This is a genomic window from Nitrobacter sp. MLSD-S21, from assembly GCF_058809865.1.
On sequence record NZ_JBXASZ010000003.1, the window covers coordinates 127652 to 150918 of the forward strand.

General features: G+C 59.7%; 22 protein-coding genes, 1 tRNA gene and 1 other RNA gene. 9 read left to right on the top strand and 15 right to left on the bottom strand.

Annotated features, from left to right (window positions below; genetic code table 11):
- Nucleotides 1-213: 213 nt before the first annotated feature.
- The 4 genes from AC1RT6_RS10555 to AC1RT6_RS10570 all read right to left on the bottom strand — a co-directional run bounded on the left by AC1RT6_RS10555 (nucleotide 214) and on the right by AC1RT6_RS10570 (nucleotide 4199).
- A tRNA-Lys gene (locus tag AC1RT6_RS10555) sits at nucleotides 214-289 on the bottom strand.
- A gap of 161 nt (nucleotides 290-450) precedes the next feature.
- Complete coding sequence (locus AC1RT6_RS10560; RefSeq protein ID WP_079447366.1) at nucleotides 451-1050, bottom strand: Spy/CpxP family protein refolding chaperone; 600 nt, start codon at nucleotides 1048-1050, stop codon at nucleotides 451-453.
- Nucleotides 1051-1247: 197 nt separating this feature from the next.
- On the bottom strand, nucleotides 1248-2807 hold the full coding sequence (locus AC1RT6_RS10565) for a 2-isopropylmalate synthase (protein WP_079447367.1): 1560 nt from the start codon (nucleotides 2805-2807) through the stop codon (nucleotides 1248-1250).
- A gap of 372 nt (nucleotides 2808-3179) precedes the next feature.
- The gene (locus tag AC1RT6_RS10570; RefSeq protein ID WP_079447409.1) at nucleotides 3180-4199 is read right to left on the bottom strand and encodes a polyphosphate kinase 2 family protein; all 1020 of its coding nucleotides are present in this window, start codon (nucleotides 4197-4199) and stop codon (nucleotides 3180-3182) included.
- 245 nt (nucleotides 4200-4444) lie between these two features.
- Here AC1RT6_RS10570 and AC1RT6_RS10575 point away from each other — a divergent pair, with 245 nt between their 5' ends.
- Together AC1RT6_RS10575 and AC1RT6_RS10580 are read left to right on the top strand one after the other, a co-directional pair.
- Nucleotides 4445-5251, top strand: a complete 807-nt coding sequence (locus AC1RT6_RS10575) for an ATP-binding cassette domain-containing protein (RefSeq protein ID WP_079447368.1) — start codon at nucleotides 4445-4447, stop codon at nucleotides 5249-5251.
- Complete coding sequence (locus tag AC1RT6_RS10580; protein WP_079447369.1) at nucleotides 5248-6807, top strand: ABC transporter permease/substrate-binding protein; 1560 nt, start codon at nucleotides 5248-5250, stop codon at nucleotides 6805-6807. The genes AC1RT6_RS10575 and AC1RT6_RS10580 overlap by 4 nt, the downstream gene beginning before the upstream one ends.
- A 156-nt stretch (nucleotides 6808-6963) precedes the next feature.
- On the opposite strand, the gene ilvC is transcribed toward AC1RT6_RS10580, so the two are convergent.
- The 5 genes from ilvC to miaA all read right to left on the bottom strand — a co-directional run bounded on the left by ilvC (nucleotide 6964) and on the right by miaA (nucleotide 12577).
- Entirely contained in the window at nucleotides 6964-7983 is a 1020-nt protein-coding gene (gene ilvC, locus AC1RT6_RS10585; RefSeq protein WP_079447370.1) for a ketol-acid reductoisomerase, read from the bottom strand.
- A gap of 150 nt (nucleotides 7984-8133) precedes the next feature.
- Nucleotides 8134-8835, bottom strand: coding sequence for a class I SAM-dependent methyltransferase (locus AC1RT6_RS10590; RefSeq protein WP_079447371.1), 702 nt, complete (start codon nucleotides 8833-8835; stop codon nucleotides 8134-8136).
- Nucleotides 8836-8839: 4 nt separating this feature from the next.
- Nucleotides 8840-9382, bottom strand: a complete 543-nt coding sequence (ilvN, locus tag AC1RT6_RS10595; RefSeq protein ID WP_079447372.1) for an acetolactate synthase small subunit — start codon at nucleotides 9380-9382, stop codon at nucleotides 8840-8842.
- A gap of 166 nt (nucleotides 9383-9548) precedes the next feature.
- Nucleotides 9549-11327, bottom strand: coding sequence for an acetolactate synthase 3 large subunit (locus AC1RT6_RS10600; RefSeq protein ID WP_079447373.1), 1779 nt, complete (start codon nucleotides 11325-11327; stop codon nucleotides 9549-9551).
- Nucleotides 11328-11644: 317 nt separating this feature from the next.
- The gene (gene miaA, locus AC1RT6_RS10605) at nucleotides 11645-12577 is read right to left on the bottom strand and encodes a tRNA (adenosine(37)-N6)-dimethylallyltransferase MiaA (protein WP_079447374.1); all 933 of its coding nucleotides are present in this window, start codon (nucleotides 12575-12577) and stop codon (nucleotides 11645-11647) included.
- Between miaA and serB the strand changes: the two genes are divergently transcribed.
- The gene (serB, locus tag AC1RT6_RS10610; RefSeq protein ID WP_079447375.1) at nucleotides 12576-13469 is read left to right on the top strand and encodes a phosphoserine phosphatase SerB; all 894 of its coding nucleotides are present in this window, start codon (nucleotides 12576-12578) and stop codon (nucleotides 13467-13469) included. The two genes, miaA and serB, sit on opposite strands and share 2 nt — an antisense overlap.
- Before the next feature lie 127 nt (nucleotides 13470-13596).
- On the opposite strand, the gene AC1RT6_RS10615 is transcribed toward serB, so the two are convergent.
- The 6 genes from AC1RT6_RS10615 to AC1RT6_RS10640 form a co-directional block, all read right to left on the bottom strand.
- Nucleotides 13597-15087 carry a Do family serine endopeptidase gene (locus tag AC1RT6_RS10615; protein WP_079447376.1) on the bottom strand — a complete coding sequence of 497 codons (1491 nt, stop codon included), beginning with the start codon at nucleotides 15085-15087 and terminating at the stop codon, nucleotides 13597-13599.
- 388 nt (nucleotides 15088-15475) lie between these two features.
- Complete coding sequence (locus AC1RT6_RS10620) at nucleotides 15476-15676, bottom strand: DUF2065 domain-containing protein (protein WP_079447378.1); 201 nt, start codon at nucleotides 15674-15676, stop codon at nucleotides 15476-15478.
- A 34-nt stretch (nucleotides 15677-15710) separates the two neighbouring features.
- Nucleotides 15711-16607, bottom strand: coding sequence for a protease modulator HflC (gene hflC / locus AC1RT6_RS10625; protein ID WP_079447379.1), 897 nt, complete (start codon nucleotides 16605-16607; stop codon nucleotides 15711-15713).
- A complete protein-coding gene (gene hflK / locus AC1RT6_RS10630; RefSeq protein ID WP_079447380.1) occupies nucleotides 16604-17749 on the bottom strand; it encodes an FtsH protease activity modulator HflK in 1146 nt (381 codons plus the stop codon). Before hflK ends, hflC begins: the two co-directional genes overlap by 4 nt.
- Nucleotides 17750-17904: 155 nt before the next feature.
- Nucleotides 17905-18438 (bottom strand): dihydrofolate reductase, encoded by a 534-nt coding sequence (locus AC1RT6_RS10635; protein WP_079447381.1) that lies wholly within the window; start codon nucleotides 18436-18438, stop codon nucleotides 17905-17907.
- Nucleotides 18435-19229, bottom strand: a complete 795-nt coding sequence (locus AC1RT6_RS10640; protein WP_079447410.1) for a thymidylate synthase — start codon at nucleotides 19227-19229, stop codon at nucleotides 18435-18437. Before AC1RT6_RS10640 ends, AC1RT6_RS10635 begins: the two co-directional genes overlap by 4 nt.
- Nucleotides 19230-19345: 116 nt before the next feature.
- On the opposite strand from AC1RT6_RS10640, the gene ssrA reads away from it, so the two are divergent.
- The 6 genes from ssrA to AC1RT6_RS10670 all read left to right on the top strand — a co-directional run bounded on the left by ssrA (nucleotide 19346) and on the right by AC1RT6_RS10670 (nucleotide 23230).
- Nucleotides 19346-19704: a transfer-messenger RNA gene (gene ssrA / locus AC1RT6_RS10645) on the top strand.
- 167 nt (nucleotides 19705-19871) lie between these two features.
- Nucleotides 19872-20423: an SspB family protein gene (locus AC1RT6_RS10650; protein ID WP_079447382.1), complete on the top strand. Its 552-nt coding sequence runs from the start codon at nucleotides 19872-19874 to the stop codon at nucleotides 20421-20423.
- A gap of 87 nt (nucleotides 20424-20510) precedes the next feature.
- Nucleotides 20511-21920 (top strand): class II fumarate hydratase, encoded by a 1410-nt coding sequence (fumC, locus tag AC1RT6_RS10655; RefSeq protein ID WP_079447383.1) that lies wholly within the window; start codon nucleotides 20511-20513, stop codon nucleotides 21918-21920.
- Between the two features lie 228 nt (nucleotides 21921-22148).
- On the top strand, nucleotides 22149-22337 hold the full coding sequence (locus AC1RT6_RS10660) for a DUF4169 family protein (RefSeq protein ID WP_079447384.1): 189 nt from the start codon (nucleotides 22149-22151) through the stop codon (nucleotides 22335-22337).
- Nucleotides 22334-22588 (top strand): ribbon-helix-helix domain-containing protein, encoded by a 255-nt coding sequence (locus AC1RT6_RS10665; protein ID WP_079447385.1) that lies wholly within the window; start codon nucleotides 22334-22336, stop codon nucleotides 22586-22588. The genes AC1RT6_RS10660 and AC1RT6_RS10665 overlap by 4 nt, the downstream gene beginning before the upstream one ends.
- Nucleotides 22589-22897: 309 nt before the next feature.
- Nucleotides 22898-23230 (top strand): ribbon-helix-helix domain-containing protein, encoded by a 333-nt coding sequence (locus tag AC1RT6_RS10670; RefSeq protein WP_472790416.1) that lies wholly within the window; start codon nucleotides 22898-22900, stop codon nucleotides 23228-23230.
- Nucleotides 23231-23267 lie beyond the last annotated feature (37 nt).

Below are 23267 nucleotides of genomic sequence, written 5' to 3' on the forward strand. Positions count from 1 at the left end.
ATTGGCAGCGGCTGAATTGGCTGCCCTACCCAGTCAGCGAACCGGTCTCTGCCGCTCCGCCAGGAACGGGAATTTTCGATGCAGAGACGGAGCGCCCTCTTGCGATATTTCTGGGGCCAGAGACGCACGCAGAGACCAGACGGATCGAGGAAACCCGCAATTTACGGGACAAATTGACGGATGTGTCACCGAGCTCGTTCCCTGCGAACTGGGTGGTGGGCGATGTAGGGCTCGAACCTACGACCCGCTGATTAAGAGTCAGCTGCTCTACCAACTGAGCTAATCGCCCGGAACTGTCCGAAATTCCCTTGCGGGAGGGGGTCGTTTAGCAAAGCGAACCCGCGATGTCCAGCAAAGCAGCCCTGCTTTCCCCTGCCGCCGCAACCTTCGGAGAGACGAAAAAGCCGCCGATTTCCGGCGGCTTCCTCTTGGCTATCTTATGTCGGCGGATCAGAGGCGTCCGGGCTTCTGCTGGTCATGGTGATCGGAGTCCCCGTCGCGGTCCTTGCTGTGATCGGACCAATCACCGCCTCGGTCAAAGTGATGATGGTGCCACCCGCTTCCCATTCCGAAGCCGTGATTCATACGGGTGAGAACCATCAGGCGCCGCTTTTGGCCATCGTCGAGGGTCTTGTAAAGCGGATCGGCAGCATCAGCGATCTTTTTCAAAGCCGCAGCTGTCTCGGCCATGCGATCGGCGTGCGCGCGAAGCCGCGCCACCTGATCGACAGGCGCCTGCTTTTCCGCGTCATCATTCTTGGCTTCGTTCTTGCTTTCCTTCTTGGCCTGCATCTTGGCGTCGGCACGATCGATCCGAAGCTTGGCAAAATCACGGATTGCCTTTTCCACCGGCGGCCACAGCTTTTCCTGATCCGGCGTCAGAGTAAGACCGGCGTGGACCGCCGCAATCCGCGCATCGGCGATAGCCGTTCGGTCCTGCTGACTGAGTTGTACGCGATCACGAGACCACAGGTGATGCGGGTGAGCGTACACCGCTGTCGAACCGGCGATGACGAGCGCTGCGACACCGGCGAGGATGGCCTTCTTCATTGGAACTCTCCTTTGCAAGGTCCAATCAAGATGGGGGCGCGCAGCACACCAAGCAAATTACATCTTCGAAAGGGAACCCTATCTTACGAAGATGTAATGTCGCCTCGCGATTCGTCGCGATGATATGTCGCGTCAGGATCTGTCGCGCGCACAAACGGCGGTTGACGCACCGTCCGTTTCGCTTGCGGAACGAGCAGTCAACTGGCAGCGGCCGAAGGAAGGTCGCGCTGATGTTTCATCACGATCTTGTTTAGCGCACCGAGATAGGCCTTGGCGGATGCAACCAGCGTGTCAGGATCGGCGGCCTTCGATGTCATCGCGCGGCCGTCCTGGCTGAGACGCACCGACACTTCCGCCTGTGCGTCAGTGCCCTGGGTCACCGCATGAACCTGATAGAGTTCGAGCTTGGCCTCGTGCGGCACTAGCCTCTTGATGCAGTTGAATACGGCGTCGACCGGCCCGTTGCCTTCGGCCTCCTCGATCCGGGTCTGGCCATTGACGGTGAGCTTCATGGTCGCTCGCTGCGGGCCATGGGTGCCTGCGATCACTGTCAACGATGACAGCTTGATTCGATCGTGCGACGCGGCCATTTCCTCGTCCACCAGCGCAATGATGTCCTCGTCGTAGATGTCCTTCTTGCGGTCGGCCAGTGCCTTGAAGCGCACGAACGCATCCTGCAACTGGTTCTCGGCCAGCTTGTAGCCGAGTTCTTCCAGCTTGTGCTGAAAGGCATGGCGGCCGGAATGCTTACCCATCACCAGCGAGGTCTGTTTCACGCCGACGCTCTCTGGCGTCATAATCTCGTAGGTCTGCGCGTTCTTCAACATGCCGTCCTGATGAATGCCGCTCTCGTGCGCGAACGCGTTCCGGCCGACGATCGCTTTATTATACTGCACCGGAAATGAGGTGGCGGCCGAAACCAGCTTGGAGGCACGAGTCAGCATGGTGCTCTCGACGTTGCACCAATACGGCATGACATCGCCGCGGGTCTTGATCGCCATCACGACTTCTTCCAGCGCGGCGTTCCCTGCCCGCTCGCCAATGCCGTTGATGGTGGATTCAACCTGGCGCGCGCCACCCTCGACGCCGGCCAGCGAGTTGGCGACGGCGAGACCCAGATCGTCATGGCAGTGCACCGAGAAGATCGCTTTATCCGCGTTCGGCACCCGCTCGCGAATGGTCTTGAACATCCGCCGGTACTCGTCAGGCACCGCATAGCCAACGGTGTCTGGCAGGTTGACGGTGGTGGCGCCGGCTGCAATCGCCGTCTCTACGCATTTGCACAGGTAGTCAATTGGGGTGCGGGTCGCGTCCATCGCCGACCACTCGACATCCTCGACCAGGTTGCGGGCCTGCGTCACCGTGGCGGTGATGATTTCCAGCACCTCCGCCTCGCTCTTTCGCATCTGATGCGCCAAATGGATCGGCGACGTGGAAACGAAGGTGTGGATGCGGCCCCGCCGTGCATGACGCACCGCTTCACCGGCACGAGCGATATCGCCGGAAATGGCGCGGGCCAGACCTGCGATCACCGCGCTTTTGGCGTTCTTCGCGATCTCCGCAACCGCTTCGAAATCGCCGACCGAAGCGATTGGGAAGCCGGCTTCGATGATATCGACTCCCATGTCGTCGAGCATCTCGGCGACTTCGATCTTCTCCTCGAAAGTCATGGTGGCGCCGGGGCATTGCTCACCGTCGCGCAGGGTGGTGTCGAAAATAACGACGCGGTCCTTGTCGGACTTATTCGCGGTAGTCATGGGGAAAGATCCTCTGGGTCAATGCGCCGTGCGGGCGCTCGAAGGGGTTCTGGTGTTTCCTGCGTTCCCCTGAGTGCCCAGGCAACAACTGCCCAGCCGGCGCTCAGGGGCCGATAAGAAGCAGAAGCCCGCCAGTCAGCAGACTGGGCATGGGCATAGCCGGAATCTCTTCGGAACAAGCAGCCGACGCCACCAGCCCGTGAACTCCTGCCATTTCGCTGCAAGCCAGCATTACCGAACCCTTTAGAGGGTCATTTTCAACAAGAACCGTTGACGGTTCGTTGCCGACCCTTCCTCTACAGATTTTAGACGAGAATGACCTGACATCGCAATGCCCAAAATTTGGTCAGGAATCGTGACCAACCACTCTGCTCAGTTCGTTCGTGCCGGCCTCCCTGTTCCTCGAGATGCCGACGAATCGGAAGCAACTTCGGACTTCTCCCCCGCAGCATGCTTCACCGCTGCCTTCTTTACGCGCAACGCGCTGTTGTTCTCATTTTGCAATGCCTTGCGAACCTTCTTGAATTCACCCAATTCGCTCTTGTCGACCTTGGGGAACCGCAGGTCCAGCCTATCCAGCGCGCCGACAATGGCAGATCCGACCACGACACGCGCGAACCACTTGTGGTCGGCCGGCACGATGTGCCACGGCGCATCGAGCGAGGATGTATGGCGGATCATGTCCTGGTAGGCCGCCTGATACCTGTCCCAGAGCTTTCGTTCGGCGACATCGCCCATCGAGAACTTCCAGTTCTTCGCCGGCTCCTCCAGGCGATCGAGAAAGCGCCGGCGCTGCTCCTCCTTCGAGACGTTGAGGAAGAATTTCAGCACGAGCGTGCCGTTACGGGCGAGATATTTCTCGAAAGCCGAAATATCCTCGAAGCGTTCGCGCCAGATGTTCTTCGTCACCAGCTTCGGTGGAACTTTCTGCTTTGCCAGAATTTCCGGATGCACGCGCACCACCAGTACTTCCTCATAATAGGAGCGGTTGAAGATACCGATGCGCCCGCGTTCGGGAAGCCGCCGCGCCGCGCGCCACATGAAATCATGATCGAGTTCTTCCGTTGAAGGTTGCTTGAAGGAATGCACGTCGCAGCCTTGGGGATTGACGCCGTCGAACACGCTCTCGATGGCGCTGTCCTTGCCGGCGGCATCCATGCCCTGGAAGATCAAGAGCAGCGACCAGCGATCCTGCGCATAGAGCTTTTCCTGCAAATCGCTAAGGCGGTCGCGGTTGGCCTTGATAATCTCCTGCCCGCTGTCCTTGTCGATGCCGCCGCGCTCCGCAGTTTTGTACGAGGCGAGACGAAACGCCCTGGTGTCATCGACACGAAAGGGCTCCACGTAGCGTTTTAATTGTTCTGGCAACAACGATGATGATGTCTTTCTCATAAGGGAATTGCGCCTTTGCTTCCCCATTTCCTGCGGAAGATGGTGGTTTCGAGCGTAGCGAGAAATCGGATCCAAAACAAAATAAAGGCGGGGACAACAAGATAAAATCGTCGATGCTTTCCAGCGTCACCGACCGGATCAAAACTCGAACTGAATTGTGGGTTCGGGCTTCGCCTAGAATTTACTGTTGCCACCAAGGGCATGGGCTTGGTGCGATGGCGACCGTGTGATAACCCCCGCAGGGCATGAGCGAAACCTCACCGCTGGTCGCGTTTTCACATGTCGCCAAAAGCTTCAAAGGCGGCTGTGCAAGAGACGACTATGTAAGAGCCGTGGACGACGTCTCGTTTGCCATCGGCGCGGGCGAATTCCTCGCCGTTGTCGGCGGTTCCGGCTCCGGCAAGACCACACTGCTGCGGCTCGCCAATCGCCTGATCGATCCCGACGCCGGAACTATCACCGTTGCGGGCGAGGATATCGCCGGAATCGACGCGATCGGGCTGCGCCGCCGCATCGGCTATGTATTCCAGAGCGGCGGCCTGTTTCCGCATATGACTATCGCCGCCAACATCGGCATCACGCCCCGCCTGCTCGGGACGCCGAAATCCGAAATCGCCGCGCGGGTCGACGAGTTGATCGATCTGGTGCAACTCGACCGCGCCCAACACCGCGATCGCTTTCCGCATGAACTTTCCGGTGGCCAGCGCCAGCGGGTCGGCGTAGCGCGAGCACTTGCCGCAGAGCCGCGCATCGTCCTGATGGACGAGCCGTTCGGTGCCCTCGACCCGGTAACGCGTGACGCGCTCGGCAACGACTATCGTGCGCTGCACGCCAGACTCGGTCTCACAACCATCATGATCACCCATGACATGACCGAAGCGCTGCTGCTCGCGGATCGCGTTGCTGTCATGCACGAAGGTCGCCTGGTTGCGCTGGGCACGGCAAAGGAATTGTCCCGCATCGACAACCCTTATGTCGGCGAGCTGCTCGGAACGCCACGCCGCCAGGCCGAGCGGCTTCAGGCAGCGCTCTCGCAGAGCACCACGTTATGAGCCTGCTCTTTGATCCGCGCTGGAATGAAGCGCTCGGTCACCTGCCCGACTATCTTGGCAACCACGTCCGCGTCAGTGTGACGGCGCTGGCGCTGGGACTCGTGATCAGTTTTCCGCTCGCGCTGGCCGCTCGCAACCGGCCGGTGCTGCGGAGTATGATTCTCGGTTTTGCAAGCATCGTGCAGACCATGCCGGGGCTGGCGCTGCTGGCTTTGTTCTATCCGCTCCTCCTGGCTCTGGCGACAATGACGTCGCGATGGTTCAGCCTCGGATTCTCAGCATTCGGATTCTTGCCTGCGGTCCTGGCGCTGGCGCTCTATTCGATGCTTCCGGTGCTGCGCAACACCATCACAGGCTTGCAGGGGATTGATCCTGCATTGACGGAAGCGGCTCGAGGGGTCGGTATGACGGCGCGGCAATCCCTCGTCATGGTCGAACTTCCGCTGGCGCTTCCTGTGATCATGGCCGGCATCCGCACCGCAGCGGTTTGGGTGATCGGCACCGCGACACTCTCTACGCCGATCGGCCAGACCAGTCTCGGCAACTACATTTTTGCCGGGCTGCAGACCCAGAACTGGGTGTTCGTGCTCTTCGGCTGCATCGCCGCGGCAGGCCTCGCGCTGGTCGTCGATCAGTTGCTGGCGCTGATCGAATCCGGCTTGCGGATACGTCGTCCCATCCGCGTGTCAGTCGGCCTTGTCGGAATCGCAATTCTCGTTGCGGCCACACTAGCGCCCTCCCTCACCCGCGCGAAACCCACCTACATCGTCGGCGCCAAAACCTTCACCGAACAATATGTGCTCGCGGCGCTGATCTCGCACCGGCTACAAGCCGCGGGTCTTCCCGTAGCCACCCGCGAGGGTCTTGGCTCCAACGTCATTTTCGATGCGCTAGCGAATGGCGACGTTGACGTCTACGTCGATTATTCCGGCACGCTGTGGTCCAATCAGTTCCATATAACAGACGTCAAGCCGCGTGAGGAACTACTCACCGAGCTCAAGGCGAGGTTGGCGCGGCAGAATATCACGCTGCTTGGTGAACTCGGCTTCGAGAATGCCTACGCGCTGCTCATGCCAAAAACACGAGCTGACGCGCTGAACATTCATTCGATCTCCGACCTCGCCGCCCGCGCCGGCACGATGTCAATCGCCGGCGACTACGAATTCTTTGCCCGGCCTGAATGGATGACTCTGAAGAAGATTTACGGATTATCGTTTCGCGAGCGGCGGCAGATGCAGTCGGACTTCATGTATGCCGCGGTGGATTCCGGTGAAGTCGACGTGATAGCGGGCTACACCAGCGATGGACTGATCGCCAAATACGGCCTGACCGTGCTTGACGATCCCCGACACGCCATTCCGCCCTATGACGCGATCGTGCTGATATCGCCGCGGCGCGCCAACGACGCAAAGCTGCGTGCCGCAATTCAGCCGTTGCTCGGAAGAATCAGCCTCACGCTCATGCGCGAGGCCAATCTTCGCGCCAGCGGCAGCGACGCGGACAGTTCATCGGCAATGGTGGCGCGGTGGTTATGGGCGAAGATCGACGAGAAATAAGGTGGTGGGTGCTTACTTGTATACCCTCACAGCGCGGCACCTTTCCCTCTCCTTGTGGGAGAGGGAGCCTCAACTCACTGTTAGTCGACCCGCGCACCACACTCCTGATCATTGAGATCGCACCGCGCGATCAATCATAGGCAGGAATGAAGAACTTCAGTTCTTCGCTTTGTCGACCAGTGCGGCCTTCTTGATCCACGGCATCATGTCGCGGAGTTTTGCACCGACCTCCTCGATCGGATGGGCGGCAAGCCTTGCGCGGGTCGCCTTGAAGGAAGTCTGGTTGACCTTGTTTTCCAGCATCCAGTCGCGAGCGAATTTGCCGGACTGAATATCGTCGAGCACGCGCTTCATCTCCTTCTTCGTCTCCGTGGTCACGATGCGCGGACCCGTGACGTATTCGCCGTATTCAGCGGTATTGGAGATCGAGTAGTTCATATTGGCGATACCACCCTCGTAGATCAGATCCACGATCAGCTTCACCTCGTGCAAACACTCGAAGTAGGCCATCTCTGGTGCATAACCGGCTTCCACCAAGGTCTCGAAGCCGTTCTTGATCAACTCGACCAGACCGCCGCAGAGCACAGCCTGTTCGCCGAACAGGTCGGTCTCGCACTCTTCCCTGAACGTGGTCTCGATGATGCCAGCGCGGCCACCACCGATCGCCGAGGCGTAGCTAAGACCAAGATCATGCGCGTTACCCGAGGAATCCTTGGCAACCGCAATCAGGCAAGGAACGCCGCCGCCGCGTTGATACTCCGCCCGCACAGTGTGGCCAGGGCCTTTCGGAGCGATCATCAGGACGTCGAGATCGGCGCGCGGGTCCAGCAGATTGAAATGCACGTTGAGTCCGTGCGCGAAGATGAGCGCCGCACCCTTCTTCATGTTGTCGTGCAGCTGCTCGCGATAGATGTCGCCCTGCAGTTCATCAGGCGTCAGCATCATCACGAGATCGCCCCACTTCGCGGCATCGGCGACTTCCATCACCTTGAAACCAGCAGCCTCAGCTTTCTTGGCGGAAGCAGAGCCCTTGCGCAGCGCGATCGCGACCTCCTTGACGCCGGAGTCCTTCAGGTTCAGCGCATGGGCGTGGCCCTGGCTACCATAGCCGACGATGACCACCTTCTTTCCCTTGATCAGGTTCAGGTCGGCGTCGCGATCGTAATAAACACGCATGGTTGGTCCTCTTTTGCGGCCACAAGTTGCGCCCGGTTTTAGGGCTACGGATGCCGGGAAACAAGTCCGCTGCAATGCCTTGAATGATGGAAAAACTTCAACGGTCGTCCGGTAGGAAAAGGTGAATAGCGCCGCGCGACAAACACAAGACTATGCCGGAGGCTCGTCGCCTGGCTTACGGCAGAGATAAGTGCCGTGAAGCGGCGCGTGATAGTCCGCAGATACCAGCGCAAAGCCGACGTCCTTCAGCATCCGCTCAATCACCCAGCCAAAGGTCGAATGTTCGTCGCGCATGTGGCTGGCGACCTCGCCGCTTGGGAAGTCGTGGTTGTTGATGTTGAATTCCGCCCATTGCTCGACCGTTCGGTCGGAGCCATCCGGTTCGCGGACGAACACGATGTCGCGCAGAAACAGCTGTCCGCCGGGCTTGACGACGCGGAACATGCGTGACAGCGCGACTGCCTTCCAGAAATCCGGCAGATGATGCAGCGTGAACTCGCTCACGACCAGATCCAGAGAATCCGATGCGAGAGCAAAACTGAGCAGACCGGCCGCCTGAGTCCGGATCGCAACGTTGCCGTCACGCGCCTGGGCCTCGGCCAGAGCGAGCGCTGCCGGCGCAATATCGACCGCATAGACTTCCGCACCCATCCTGGCGGCTTCACAAGCAAGCGTGCCCGTGCCGCAACCGATATCTGCGATCCGCCAGCCGGGCCGCACGCCTAGCTTGGCGAGAGTTGCGCGAGCCCGGCTGCCGCTATCATCGTGATCATAGATCGCGGAGCGCGCAGCAATGAGCGAATCCAATCCGATCCGCCCACGTTCACTGTAAAACCAGTCGCGCGCCAGCATGACCTTACATCCCCTCCGGTCCGCGCCCGATCGCAGCGACACCGGTTCGCGACACTTCGACCAGACCGATCGGCCGCATCAGATCGACAAACTGATTGATCTTCGAGGTGCCGCCCGTAATCTCGAACACAAAGCTCTCATTGGTGGCATCCACCACACGAGCACGAAACACCTCTGCGAGCCGCATTGCCTCGATACGTTGGTCCCCCGAACCCTTCACCTTGACCATGGCTAGCTCGCGCTCGATGGAGCGCCCGGTCAGTGTCATATCAACGACCTGATAAACCGGGATCATGCGGTCGAGCTGATGCTTGATCTGCTGGATCACCATTGGGGTGCCGGTGGTGACGATGGTAATTCGCGAGACGTGCTTCTGATTTTCGGTCTCGGACACCGTCAAGCTTTCGATGTTGTAACCACGACCTGAGAACAGTCCGATCACCCGCGCCAAAACGCCCGGTTCGTTGGCGACCAGCACCGACAGCGTGTGCGTCTCGTTCGGATCGCGGCGCTCTTCGAGAAAGTAGGCGGAAGCGGGCTGGTTCATGGATATGTTCTCAAATCGATATCGTGATTGCCGTCATTGCCGAGCGTAGCCGTTCGTAAAACGGCGTCGTTTCGTTCGCCTGTGCCCCGGCAAGCCGTCTTCACGATGGATGCGCAGATCAAGTCCGCGCATGACGATCTGTGCGTGGCGACACTTCGAGACATTTTCACACCAGCGCCTTGCCGCCGGCAAATGCGGCCGCGGTCGCATCGTCATTGGCTTCCGCCGGCAACAGCATTTCGTTGTGCGCCTTGCCGGATGGAATCATCGGGAAGCAGTTTTCCAGCGCTGCGACGCGGCAGTCGAACAGCACCGGCTTCTTCACCGAGATCATCTCCCTGATCGCGCCGTCGAGATCAGACGGCTTGGTCGCCTGCAGGCCGACACAGCCGAAGGCATCGGCGAGCTTGACGAAATCGGGAAGCGCCTCTGAATACGAGTGCGACAGGCGGTTGCCGTGCAGCAACTGCTGCCACTGCCGCACCATGCCCATGTACTGGTTGTTGAGGATGAAGATCTTGATCGGAAGCTCGTGCTGAACCGCCGTCGACATTTCCTGCATCGTCATCTGCACGGAAGCATCGCCGGCAATGTCAATGACGAGGCTGTCGCGATGCGCCACTTGCACTCCCAGCGCGGCCGGCAAACCGTAGCCCATAGTGCCGAGGCCACCCGAGGTCATCAAGTGGTGCGGCTCCTCGAATCCGAAGAACTGCGCGGCCCACATCTGATGCTGGCCGACCTCGGTTGTGATGTAGGTGTCCCGGCCTCGCGTCGCCTCGAACAGACGCTGGATCGCGAACTGCGGCAGGATTACATCGTCGTTCTTCTTATAAGCCAGCGAGTTGCGCGCGCGCCAGCGCCCGATCTCGAACCACCACGGATCGATTTTAGGATTTTTGCCTTCCGCCTTGAAAGCCTGCAACAGGTCGGCCATCACGCTGCCGGCATCACCGATGATCGGCACGTCGACGCGGATATTCTTGTTGATCGATGAGGGGTCGATATCGACGTGAATTTTCTTTGATCCCGGCGAGAACGCATCGGTACGACCCGTTATTCGATCGTCGAAGCGTGCACCGATGCACAGCATGACGTCGCAGTCATGCATCGCCATGTTGGCCTCATAAGTGCCGTGCATGCCGAGCATTCCAAGCCAGTTCTTGCCGGAGGCCGGATAGGCCCCTAGTCCCATCAAAGTGGACGTAATCGGAAAACCAGTGGCTTCGACCAGCGCGCGCAGCGTCTTCGACGCCTCTCGGCCCGAGTTGATGATGCCGCCGCCGGTATAGATCATCGGCCGCTTGGCATTCACCAGCAGCGCGACAGCCTTGCGGATCTGTCCGGCATCCCCCTTTATCTGAGGCTTGTATGACGCGTGGACATCGGTCTTGCGCGGCGGGTGATAGGTTCCGGTGGCGAACTGCACGTCCTTGGGCACATCGACCACGACCGGCCCGGGGCGGCCGGTAGTCGCCACATAGAACGCCTCGTGCAGCACCTTGGCGAGATCGTTGACGTCGCGCACCAGCCAGTTGTGCTTGGTGCAGGGCCTGGTGATACCGACGGTGTCGCATTCCTGAAACGCATCGTTGCCGATCAGGTGCGTCGGCACCTGGCCGGTGATGCAGACCAGCGGGATCGAGTCCATCAGCGCATCGGTCAGCGGCGTCACCATATTGGTAGCGCCGGGCCCCGAGGTCACGAGCACCACCCCCGGCTTGCCGGTGGAGCGGGCGTAGCCTTCGGCCGCGTGACCCGCGCCCTGCTCGTGCCGCACCAGGACATGCTCGATATCGCTCTGCTGAAAAATTTCGTCATAGATCGGGAGTACAGCCCCGCCCGGATAACCGAAAATGCTTTTGACACCATGGTCAACGAGGGCTCGAACAATCATGGCCGCACCGGTCATCTGATTGGAATCTTGGCGCTTGGTCTGACTCATGGTCGGCTCCGGATTCGCGCAGGCTTCGTGTCCGCCAGCGTCGCAAACAATAAAAAAGGGCCTTGAAGGCCCCCGGCACACCGCCTTCCATTCGGACGGCTCAGCCGTCCCGGGCGGTGCTCCAGGATACGATGATAACGGGGACGAGGTGGCGGATAACAAAGTTGCGCATTTTACAGCTAACGTTCCCAAAGGTTGCGCGGGTTATACGGGGCGGATTTGCGGCCGTCAACGGTGTTTCGATGCAAATAAGCCGGTTTCGGCGGTTTGGAAGGGGGCCGAGGGGCCGGTCGCCTCAGCGCGAAACGTCAACCCCCTTAGTCCAGCGCCTTTCTGGCCTCCTCAGGCCGCACCCAGGCGAACTCTGTCAACTGATGGCGAAACCAGGTGAACTGCCGCTTGGCATAGTGGCGCGTGTCGGCGCGCCCGATCTGGGCGGCCTCCGCCAGCGAAATCTCGCCGCGCAGATGCCGGACCAGCGCGGGCACGCCATGCGCCTTCATCGCCGGCAGGAGCGGGTCGAGACGCCGTTCGGCCAGCGCCGCGACTTCCTCCAGCGCCCCGGCCGCCAGCATCGCATCGAAACGGGCGTCGATCCGCGCGTAGAGCACTTCACGATCCGGAGCAACGAAGACCGCCCTCGCCCGCTCGGGCGGCAGCAACGGCGGTAAGCCATCGCGATGCCAATCGATCAACGAGCGTCCGGTCGCCTCGACCACTTCGAGGGCACGGGCGATGCGGGCGCGGTCGCGCGGTTTCAGACGTTGCGCCGCCGCCGGATCGCGCCGCGCGAGAACAGCATGAAGCACTTCGGCCCCATCACGTTCGAGGCGCGCTCGGACGTCATCGCGCACCTGAGACGGAATCGGCGGCACCGCCGACAGGCCGCGCGTCAGCGCTTTGAAGTAAAGGCCGGAGCCGCCGACGAAGATCGGCACCCGGTTTTGCGCGCGAGCTTCGGCAAGAGCGACCGCTGCATCGGCGACCCACATCCCGGCGGAGCAGTTCACGCTCGCATCGACATGGCCGTAGAGCCGGTGTGGCGCTCGCCCCTCCTCATCAGGGGTCGGCCGCGCGGTCAAGATGCGGAGATCTCGATAGACCTGCATGGAGTCGGTATTGATGACGACGCCGCCCGTCCGTTCGGCAAGTGACAACGCTAACGCAGACTTGCCGCTCGCGGTCGGCCCTGCGATAAGCACGGCATCCGTCGCCTGCCCGTTTACCTCGCCAGAGCTCTCCCCATCCATGTCGCTCGTCGCCACGCTGATCTGCAATCCGGTTAACCCCGCGCTCGATAGCACGGTGCTCGACGGCGCGCGCGCAATTCTGAGCAATGCCGGCCCGGCGCGCTGGCTGTGGGACGAAGTCGCGGCCGACATTCCCTTCGAAAGCGACGAGCCCATTCCGGCCATTGCGCAGCGCCTGCGCGAGGCGCGCGGCGATCTGCCGATCGACGTAGTGATCCAGCCGCAGCTCGGCCGGCGCAAGAAACTGTTTCTGGCCGACATGGATTCCACCATGATCGGGCAGGAGTGCATCGACGAACTCGCCGATTTCGCCGGTCTCAAGGCACATGTAGCAGCGATCACCGAGCGTGCCATGCGCGGCGAAATGCAGTTTGAAACCGCGCTGCGTGAGCGCGTGGCGTTGCTGAAGGGTCTTTCTGTATCAGTCGTAGACGAGGTGCTGGCAAAGCGCATCACGCTGACACCGGGCGGGCGCGAATTGGTCATGACCATGCGCTCCAATGGAGCCTATACCTGCCTGATCTCAGGCGGCTTCACCTTGTTCACCAAAGCAGTGGCCGCCATGATCGGCTTTCAGGAAAATCGCGGCAATACGCTACTGGTCGAAGACGGAAAATTGTCGGGCGCGGCCGCCGAACCGATCGTCGGTCGCGAGGCGAAACTTGCAACTCTGATCGAACTGCGCGATGCCTCCGATCTCGACAATCTTGATACGCTGGCGGTAGGCGACGGCGCCAACGACCTCGGCATGATCCAGCAGGCTGGCCTAGGTGTCGCCTATCATGCCAAGCCCGCGGTTGCCGCAGCGGCAGCCGCCCGAATCGATCACGGCGACCTTACCGCCCTGCTCTATGCGCAGGGATATCGACGCGACGAGTTTGTGAACGCTTGAGTCCATTCAGACTTAAAGCGCAATCAGCCGCCGTCTCCGCTTATTGTTCAGTGATCCACGTCTTTCGCCGCTCCATCGAACGGCGATTGCCCCGACCACGACAACCGCGCTCCGATGTGGTTCGTACCTACTTCAGGCTCAGCGCCACAAACCGCAGTTCGCCGGCGCCGTTCGAAACCATCAGCAACACTGCCTTTTTGCCGTCCTTCTTCAATTGATCGACGCGCTTGCGGATATCGGAAGCGCTACTCACGGCTTCCTGCGCCACCTCTACGATGACGTCGCCGGCGCTGAGCCGCTTCTCGGCCGCGTCGGAATCCGCGTCCACATCGGTGACGATGACGCCCTTGACACTGTCCTTAATCTTGTAGCGCGCACGCAGATCCTTGCTAAGCGTGGCGAGATCGAGACCGAGCGCCTTCTGCGTTACGGGCTTGTCGTCGTCATCAGGCCTGGTCTTGATCGAGACGGGCGTTGCCTTGTCGCTGTCGTCGAGGCGTCCCAGCGTTACCTTCTTGGTCTCTTCCTTGCCTTTGCGAATGATCGTGACCTTGACTGTCTTGCCAACTGCCGTGTCGGCGACAAGGCGAGACAAATCTTTCGGCTCCTTGATGTCCTTTCCGTCGAAAGCGATGATGACATCGCCGGGTTCAATGCCGGCAGGTTTAGCTGGACCTTTATCCTCCACGCCGGCAACGAGCGCCCCGCGGGTCGGTTTGATATTGAGGCTGTCGGCGATCTCGTCGGTGACCTGCTGGATACGGACACCAAGCCAACCTCGACGCAACTCACCGAACTGCCGTAATTGATCGACAACGCCTGCTACCGTCTTCGACGGCACCGCAAAGCCGATCCCGATAGAACCGCCCGACGGCGAGATGATCAGCGTATTCACTCCCACGACCTCGCCCTCGAGATTGAACAGTGGACCACCGGAATTGCCACGGTTGATGGAGGCGTCGGTCTGGATGTAGCTGTCATAGGGGCCGTTGTTGATGTCGCGGTTGCGCGCCGAGACGATCCCGGCTGTAACGGAACCGCCAAGACTGAACGGGTTGCCGATGGCGATCACCCATTCGCCGAGCCGCAACTTGTCGGAATCGCCAAACTTGACGGCGGTCAGCGGATGCGGCGGCTTGAACTTCAGCACTGCGAGATCGGTTTTCTTGTCGACCCCGACGGTTTCAGCCTTGACCTTGGTGCCATCATTCAGAATGACGTTGATCTCGTCGGAATCGGCGATAACGTGATTATTGGTGACCACTATTCCGGCGGCATCGACGATGAATCCGGAGCCGAGCGAGTTTGTCTTGTGCGTTTGCAGGCCGCCATTCTTGCCGCCGCGGCGATTCTTGAAGAAGTCGTCGAAGAACTCCTCGAACGGTGATCCCGGCGGAAGTTGTGGAATCGCGCGGCGGCTCTCGCCACTCTTTGCTTCAACGGTTTGGGTCGTCGAGATGTTGACCACCGCGTCGATCACCTTTTCCGCCACGTCGGCGATGCCATCGGGACCGCGGGCCAGCGCCGGCTCGGATATCATGGCGCTAGCGGCGCTGAGGCATAGCGCGATTAGCAGGGAACGCCGGCGAAAGCTCAACGCGTGAATCGCTCGGATCATGTTTCGAGTCTCTCCTGGAGAAGCATATTGCCGGGCATACACTGCGCCGGACGCCGAACACGCGCAAGCAGCGAAACGGCGCTCGCTGATCCATCGGGATTTCCGATTACGGCAAAAAGCTGGCACCACCTTCACGATACGTTGCAAGCTCAGGCTTTCGAAGCGCTCCCGCCCGTTGGCTCCGGTAGGCTTCCGCCACCGATAGACATAGAAGCGGCGCTCTATCTTTTGGTACGCTGGGTCTTCTTCATGCCGACCGACGGTCTTCGCGCGAAAACCTATGATATTCACTCGCATGATCTCAGCGATCGTCGCGGCGAATGCCTAGAATTACAGCATCACTGGCGGATCAAACTATAGAGTCGGTGGCCGCCAAGAGCCTGCCCCCCTAACGCCTGACCAGCCAGATCAGGATAAGGCCCACGATTGCCGACCCGATACCCACCATCCGCAAAATGTGTTCTGGAGCTGCCAGCGCACTTTTCATCGCTCGCCGCGTCCAATCCGGTGCCGCGGCAAACAGGATGCCTTCAAGCATGAAAAGGATACCGAGACCGATAAGAAAATCGGCGAAGGCGATGGAACCCATCGGCGGCGTCTCCCGGCATCGCGATCTTTCGGGTTTACGGCTTCGCCGCCGATGCCGCAGGCCTGCCGCTTGGATGCCCAAAGAAACGGAAGAAGTCGGAATCGGGCTTCAGCAGGAAGCGGGTAGCGCTGCCCTTCAATCCGTTCTGGTAGGCGGTCATTGACCGGTAGAACGCAAAGAAGTCCGGGGCCTTGTTGTAGGCATCGGCAAACAGACGGTTGCGCTCGCCATCGCCCTGGCCGCGGATCTGCTCGGCCGCGGAATTGGCCTCGGCCACGATCACGGTCGCTTCGCGATCAGCCTTTGCCCGGATCTCCTGCGCTTTCTGACCACCCTGAGCGCGGAACTCGGCGGCCTCCCGTTGTCGCTCAGTCTGCATGCGCTGATAGACCGCCTGACTGTTCTGGTCCGGCAGATCGGCTCTCCGAATCCGAACATCGACGACCGAGATGCCGTATCCGCTGGCCTCCTTGTCGAGCTGGTCGCGGATGCGACCCATCAGTTGTTCGCGCTCATCCCGCACCACCTGGATGAAGGTGACCTCGCCCAGAACACGACGCAGCGACGCATTAAGCAGTGTCGTCAACTGGATATTGGCTGCCTGGACGGAGCCGACGCTTTGGTAGAAGCGCAGCGCATCCTTGATTCGATAGCGCGCGAACGCATCGACAACGAGCCGCTTCTGGTCCGACGCAATGACTTCCTGCGACGCCTGCTCGAGGTCCAGAATTCGTTTGTCGATCTGGATCACGGAATCCACAAACGGCGCCTTAAAATGCAGTCCCGGCTCGGTGACGACACGCACCGGTTCACCCAGTCGCACCAGCAACACCTGATCGGTCTGGCTCACCGTGAAAACGGAACTATATCCCACCACCAGCAAGGCCAGCCCTACCAGTAGCCCGGCAATCCCTAAAACTCCGATTTTCATCGGGCGCTCCCGTTCGTCCTGGCTGGCTGGTTCGCGGTCCCGGCACCACGCGGCGATGTCAATTCGCTCAGCGGCAGGTAAGGCAAGATACCCGGCGACGATGAACCCGGATCGTATACGAGCTTGTCGGCGTCTCCGAGCACATGCTCCATGGTCTCCAGGTAGATGCGCTCGCGCGTCACGTCAGGTGCCGTTTTGTAGGCCTCATAAACCTGCAGAAACCGAGAACTCTGGCCCTTGGCTTCGGCGATGGCCTGTCCCTTGTAGCCTTCAGCATTCTGCACGATCTGCGACGCCCGGCCGCGCGCATCGGGAATAACTCGATTGGCGTAGGTCTGGGCTTCGTTCTGCAGCCGCTCGAGGTCAGCACGCGCCGCCTGCACGTCGCGGAATGAATCGATGACCTGAGCCGGTGGATCGACCTTCTGCATCTGCACCTGCTGAATCAGAACACCGGCACCATATTCATCCAGGGTCTTCTGCATCAGTTCATGCACCGAAGCTTCAATTTTGGTTCGCTCGGACGTTAGAATGGGTTGAATATCCGAACGTCCCACCAATTCGCGCATCGCACTTTCGGCCACCGCTTTGACGGTACCTTCCGGATTCTGGATATTGAACAGGAAGTCACCGACCCCGCCCGGCTTGATCCGCCACAACACCGTGAAATCGACGTCGACGATGTTTTCATCGCCCGTCAGCATCAGACTTTCCTCCGGCACATCACGCATCGTGCTGGTGTTCCGGGCCGGGTCCTGAGCCAGCGTCAAACCGATATTGAGGGTCGAGACACGCAGCGCCTTCGGCAGCAACACGGTCTCGATCGGATACGGCAGATGATAATTGAGGCCAGGCTGCACGGTCCGTACATGCTTGCCGAAGCGCAGCACCACACCGAGTTCTTCCGACTGCACCCGGAAGAAGCCGGACATCCCCCAAATCACGACCGCGCCGACCAGGATCAGCAAGATGCCCATGCCGCTCAGATGTCCGCCTGGCAACAGTTGCCGGATACGTTCCTGAGCCCGACGCAGCAGATCCTCAAGATCCGGTGGCTTGGGTCCAGTCGGCTGCGGGCCGGCTCCCCAAGGCCCTTTCGGACCCTGACCCCACGGCCCCCCGGTTTGATTCTTCCACGGCATCGACACTCTCCTCCGCGCGGATGGGCCTTTAAAGCCTAACCTCGCTCTCCATTCGACCTTATAGGGGACGCTCTCGGCCCTTACAACGCGGCTTGTTAGCTGCAAGGAGCTATATTCGATCAGACAAATGTCAATGCAAACATCAGGGAATGCGGTTAATGCATCCGACGGCGATATGTCACATAAGAATAATCGGCAGTGTCGCCGCTGGCCGCCGTGTTTCGGCAGCGGGCGACTTCGTGCCAGATCGAAGGATCGATCGGCGGGAAAACGGTGTCCCCATCGACTTGGGCATGAACCTCGGTCACTTCGAGGCGGTCGGCTACAGGCATGGACGCGGTATAGATCTCGGCACCGCCGATCACCGCAATCTCAGCGACCGAACGCCGCATGGCATCTCCTTTTGCGATGGCGAGCGCGTCTACCAGCGATCGTGTCACCAACGCTCCGGCCGCCGTAAAGTCCGGATCGCGGGTGATGACGATGTTGGTTCGTCCCGGCAGTGGCCGACGCAATGAGTCGAAGGTTTTGCGGCCCATTACGATCGGCTTGCCGATAGTGATCGCCTTGAAGCGTTGCAGATCGGCTTTCAGCCGCCACGGGATTCCATTGCGCTGACCAATTATACCGTTCTCGGCAACCGCAACCACCAGGGCTATTTCCGGACGCAGGGAGACAATCCCGGTCATACGGCGACCTCCGCCTTGATGTGCGGATGGGGATTGTAATTTTCGAGTTTGAAGTCCTCGTAGCGAAACGCGAAGATATCCTTCACCTCGGGGTTAATTGTCATCGTCGGCAGCGGCCGCTCGGGCCGCGCGAGTTGAAGCCGAGCCTGCTCAAGATGATTCGAATACAGGTGCGCGTCGCCCAGGCTATGTACGAAGTCGCCGGGATTAAGCCCCGTAACCTGCGCAACCATCATCGTCAGCAGCGCATAAGACGCGATATTGAAGGGTACACCGAGGAATACGTCGGCCGAGCGCTGATAAAGCTGGCATGACAGTTTTCCGTTGGCGACATAGAACTGAAACAGGCAATGGCACGGCGGTAGCGCCATCTTATCGACATCGGCCGGATTCCACGCACTGACGATCAACCGCCGCGAATCGGGGTTGTGTTGGATCATGTCAATGACGTTGGCGATCTGGTCGATACTGCGACCGTCCGGCGCGGGCCATGAACGCCACTGCGAACCGTACACCGGGCCGAGATTGCCGTTTGCATCGGCCCACTCGTCCCAGATCGAGACGCCGTGGTCTTTCAGATATTTAATGTTGGTCTCGCCCTTCAGGAACCAGAGCAGTTCATGCACGATCGACCGGAGGGGAAGCTTCTTGGTGGTCAGCATCGGAAAGCCAGAGGCGAGATCGAAGCGCATCTGATGTCCAAAGACAGACAGCGTTCCGGTGCCGGTACGGTCATGCTTCTCCGTACCTTCGCCGAGTATTCGTTTGAGCAGATCGTGATATTGATTCATGCCAGTGGCGCTTTCGGGCGATGAACTTAACGTCGGATCGGTTGATCTGACAGCGCCGCGCCTCATTATACCCGGGAAAATGGATCGCCGAGACGGCAAAAAATGTGCCGTCTGGCACCCTTTTTTCCTCACGTTTTGCAGACTATATTGAAAGCGCCGGTTCGCCGGCTATGGAAATAAATGGCCGCCGCAATAAACCATTCGGACCCGGGGGCAGTACCCGGCGCCTCCACCAGAGCCCGACCCGGCAGATTTCGGGTTCTGGCGGGGGCGAAACAGGATCGACGAGGGCGTAAAGGGCTCGCTTTTTCCCGGTATGGTTCCGCCGTTATCGGGCTATGCAATAGTTGCAAACGACAACTATGCTCCGGTTGCTCAGGCTGCGTAACGCAGTTTGAAAGACCACTCTGAAGTCCTGATGGGTTAAGCTCCGTCAGGCGGGGTTCGGAGGCACCTGGCAACAGAAGCCTCCACTTTAATCCGTTCACCGCTCCAGCCCAACTGGCGACGAGAAACTTACCGGTCCGACCCCAACCGCTGCTGACCTCGCAAGATCGTGGGAGTATCATCGCGAGACGGCGCGAGTCGGCTTAGACGTTCGCGGCGATTTGCGCATACTGCCGAGGCGACGAGACCTAATCGATGCAAACCGATCATATTCGCTACGATTTGCTTACGAGCGACGCAATGCGCGGTGTCCTGCGCCGCGTGCTGATGGACGCCGCCGAGCACGGGCTGCCGGGCGAGCACCACTTTTTCATCACCTTCATGTCGACGGCCGACGGAGTGACGATATCGTCCCGCCTTCTGGCGCAATATCCCGAGGAGATGACCATCATTCTCCAGCATCAGTTCTGGGATCTGACGGTGACCGAAGATCACTTCGAGGTCGGGCTGTCGTTCGGCGGGGTGCCGGAGCGCCTCGTGGTTCCCTTCAGCGCGATCAAGGGCTTCTTCGACCCATCGGTACAGTTCGGATTGCAGTTTGAGCCGGCTGCGACAGAAACAACCGAGACGGAGAAAGCTGAGATCGAGACAAGCGCGAGCGAGACCTCGAGGACGACCCCGACTGCGCCCTCCCCGACGGCGCTGGCCGTTCCGGCCAATCCTTCTCAGCCGGCCGAAACCGAGGACAAACCTAAACCTGGCCAGGGCGCCGAGGTTGTCAGACTGGACCGCTTTCGCAAGAAGTAACCCGGGGTTGCATTTGCCGGATTGTCCTTTCGCGGGCGGAGGATTGGGCTGCGCCCCACAGCGGCATCAAACATAACGGACCGGACCATGGTTGCGTCATCACGCACGGCGAAAACGCGCACGGAAACCGATAGCTTCGGTCCCATCGAAGTTCAGGCAGACCGCTACTGGGGAGCCCAGACCGAACGCAGCCGACAAAACTTCCGCATCGGAGACGACCGGATGCCGATGCCGCTGATTCGAGCGCTCGGCATCGTCAAACTCGCAGCAGCACAGACCAATCGGGAGCTTGGCCTGCTCGACCGCCGGCGCACGAACGCAATCATTCGCGCGGCACGCGAAGTGATCGACGGCAAGCTCGACGAGCATTTTCCGCTGGTGGTCTGGCAGACCGGTTCCGGCACACAGACCAACATGAACCTCAACGAGGTCATCGCCAATCGTGCCAACGTGTTGCTCGGTGGCGAACTCGGCCATAAGAAGCCCGTTCACCCAAACGACCACGTCAACATGAGCCAGTCGTCGAATGATTCATTTCCGACGGCGATGCATATCGCGGCAGCTCATGGCATCGTGTCAGACTTGGTTCCCGCCCTGGCCGCTCTGCTCAAGGCGCTACGCGAAAAAGAAAAGGTCTTCGCTGATATCGTCAAGATTGGGCGGACTCATACCCAGGATGCAACTCCGCTGACGCTCGGCCAGGAATTCTCCGGCTATGCGGCGCAGATCGAGAGCGGTCTGGCCCGACTTCACATAGCACTGAAGGATCTCTATCCGCTGGCGCAAGGCGGAACCGCGGTGGGGACAGGACTGAACTCGAAGCCAAAATTTGCCAAACTGTTTGCGAAAAATGCAGCGCTGCTTACAAAACTCCCCTTCACAAGCGCTCCAAACAAATTTGAGGCGTTGGCTTCAAACGACGCCTATGTTTTCGCTCACGGCGCGATCAATGCAGTCGCAACGGGCCTGTTCAAGATCGCGAACGACATCCGCCTTCTGGGTTCCGGACCTCGGTCTGGCCTCGGAGAGCTGATTCTTCCCGAGAACGAACCTGGGTCATCCATTATGCCGGGGAAGGTCAACCCTACTCAGTGCGAAGCGATGACAATGGTCTGTTGTCGGGTGTTCGGAAACCATACGACCGTGACTGTGGCTGGCAGCCAGGGGCATTTCGAACTTAACGTTTACAAGCCGGTTTTGGCTTACTGTATGATCGATTCCATACAGCTGCTCGCCGACGTCGTGCGCTCATTCACCGAACACTGCATCAAAGGCATCCGTGCCGACGAGCAGCGGATTCGCGAATTGATGCAACGCTCGCTCATGCTGGTCACGGCTCTCGCGCCAAGGATCGGCTACGATAACGCGGCGAAGGTCGCCAAGGCCGCCCACGCTCGCGGATCAACATTAAAGGAGGAGGCTCAGCGGCTCGGCTTTGTTACGGCTGCGGAGTTCGACCGATTGGTGCAACCCAGCAAAATGACCCGACCAGGATAAAATGACCGGTCGGAGTTTTGTAGTTCTATCATTCTCTAACAGGCTGATATTCTAATGATCAGGGTTTCGGCAATTATTATATTCTAATATTGCGTAGCATATTAGACAAAATTTTCTACCCTGCTGCGATGCATCATGGTACATCCCCAATTATAGCCGCTTTTGGCGGAATGAATTTTCGATGTTTGCGGCTGCGCGTTCCCGGCATTCAAGACAGCGGAATTGGTCATGGGGGATGTGATTAACTTAAACAAGCGCAGGAAGCGCGCCGAACGCAAACAGGCGGCCGCCACCGCTGACGCTAATCGCGCGCGCTTCGGCCGCAGCAAAGCCGAGCGCGATCTTTCCGAACAGCGGAGGATGCGAGAACTGCGTTTGCTCGATCAACACCGCATCGACGGCGAGGACGCGTCATGAAATCGCCAGTAGTGAAACGATCGATCGTAGTGGCTGGTCACAAGACAAGCGTGAGCCTCGAGGAAGCATTCTGGAACGGGATGAAAGAAATTTCGAGTCACCGCGACATGACGCTGTCCGAACTCGTCGGGGAAATCGACAGCAACCGCCAACAGGGCAACCTCTCCTCGGCAATCCGTCTCTTCGTGCTGGACTACTTTCGAAGCCGCGCGACGACGTCCGGATCCGAACACAGTCCTAGCCTCGGATAGCAAGCGCGATTCTCCGCAGATCACCGGCGCAATTCTCATCCGTATGTCTGCGAAGGTCCGCGTCACGATAGTGAGCCGGGCTAGGTTGTTTCCCGAATACCGACGTCGGGTACTTTCAGCTACTATTTACCTGCCTTGACGATCTGCCATCGCGCCGATCAGAGGTAGACCGCGAAGTCACCTGCATGCCCGCAGCGCGGTCCACCGACGGTCCGCAGCACCGCTTTCGCAGTTGGACCGAACAAACATCCGGTGAGATCTCATCGTGCGACGATGATGAGGCTTGCCGGAATACAGATGGAGTCAATCATGCAAAACGACGAAAGCGGCGACCGCCGCGGAAAACCAGGACCATTGCGCGAATATGCCGTCGTCAAAAGATCCGTGGTCGTCGGTGGTCACAAGACCAGTGTCAGCCTCGAAGATGCGTTCTGGACCAGCCTGAAGGATATCGCGACACGGCGGGGCATAACCCTTTCCACACAAATTGCTTCGATCGATACCAATCGCAGGACCAGCAACTTGTCTTCGGCGATTCGTCTGTATGTCCTCGAGCATTTTCGCACGCGAGCGGTAAGCACCATGTTCATCGGCGAACGTCAGGCACCGTCAACGCGGCTTGCGCCGCTTGGCCCGAAGTAGCTCCACTCCTGTCGGCTCGGAGCAAATCAGAAGGAAT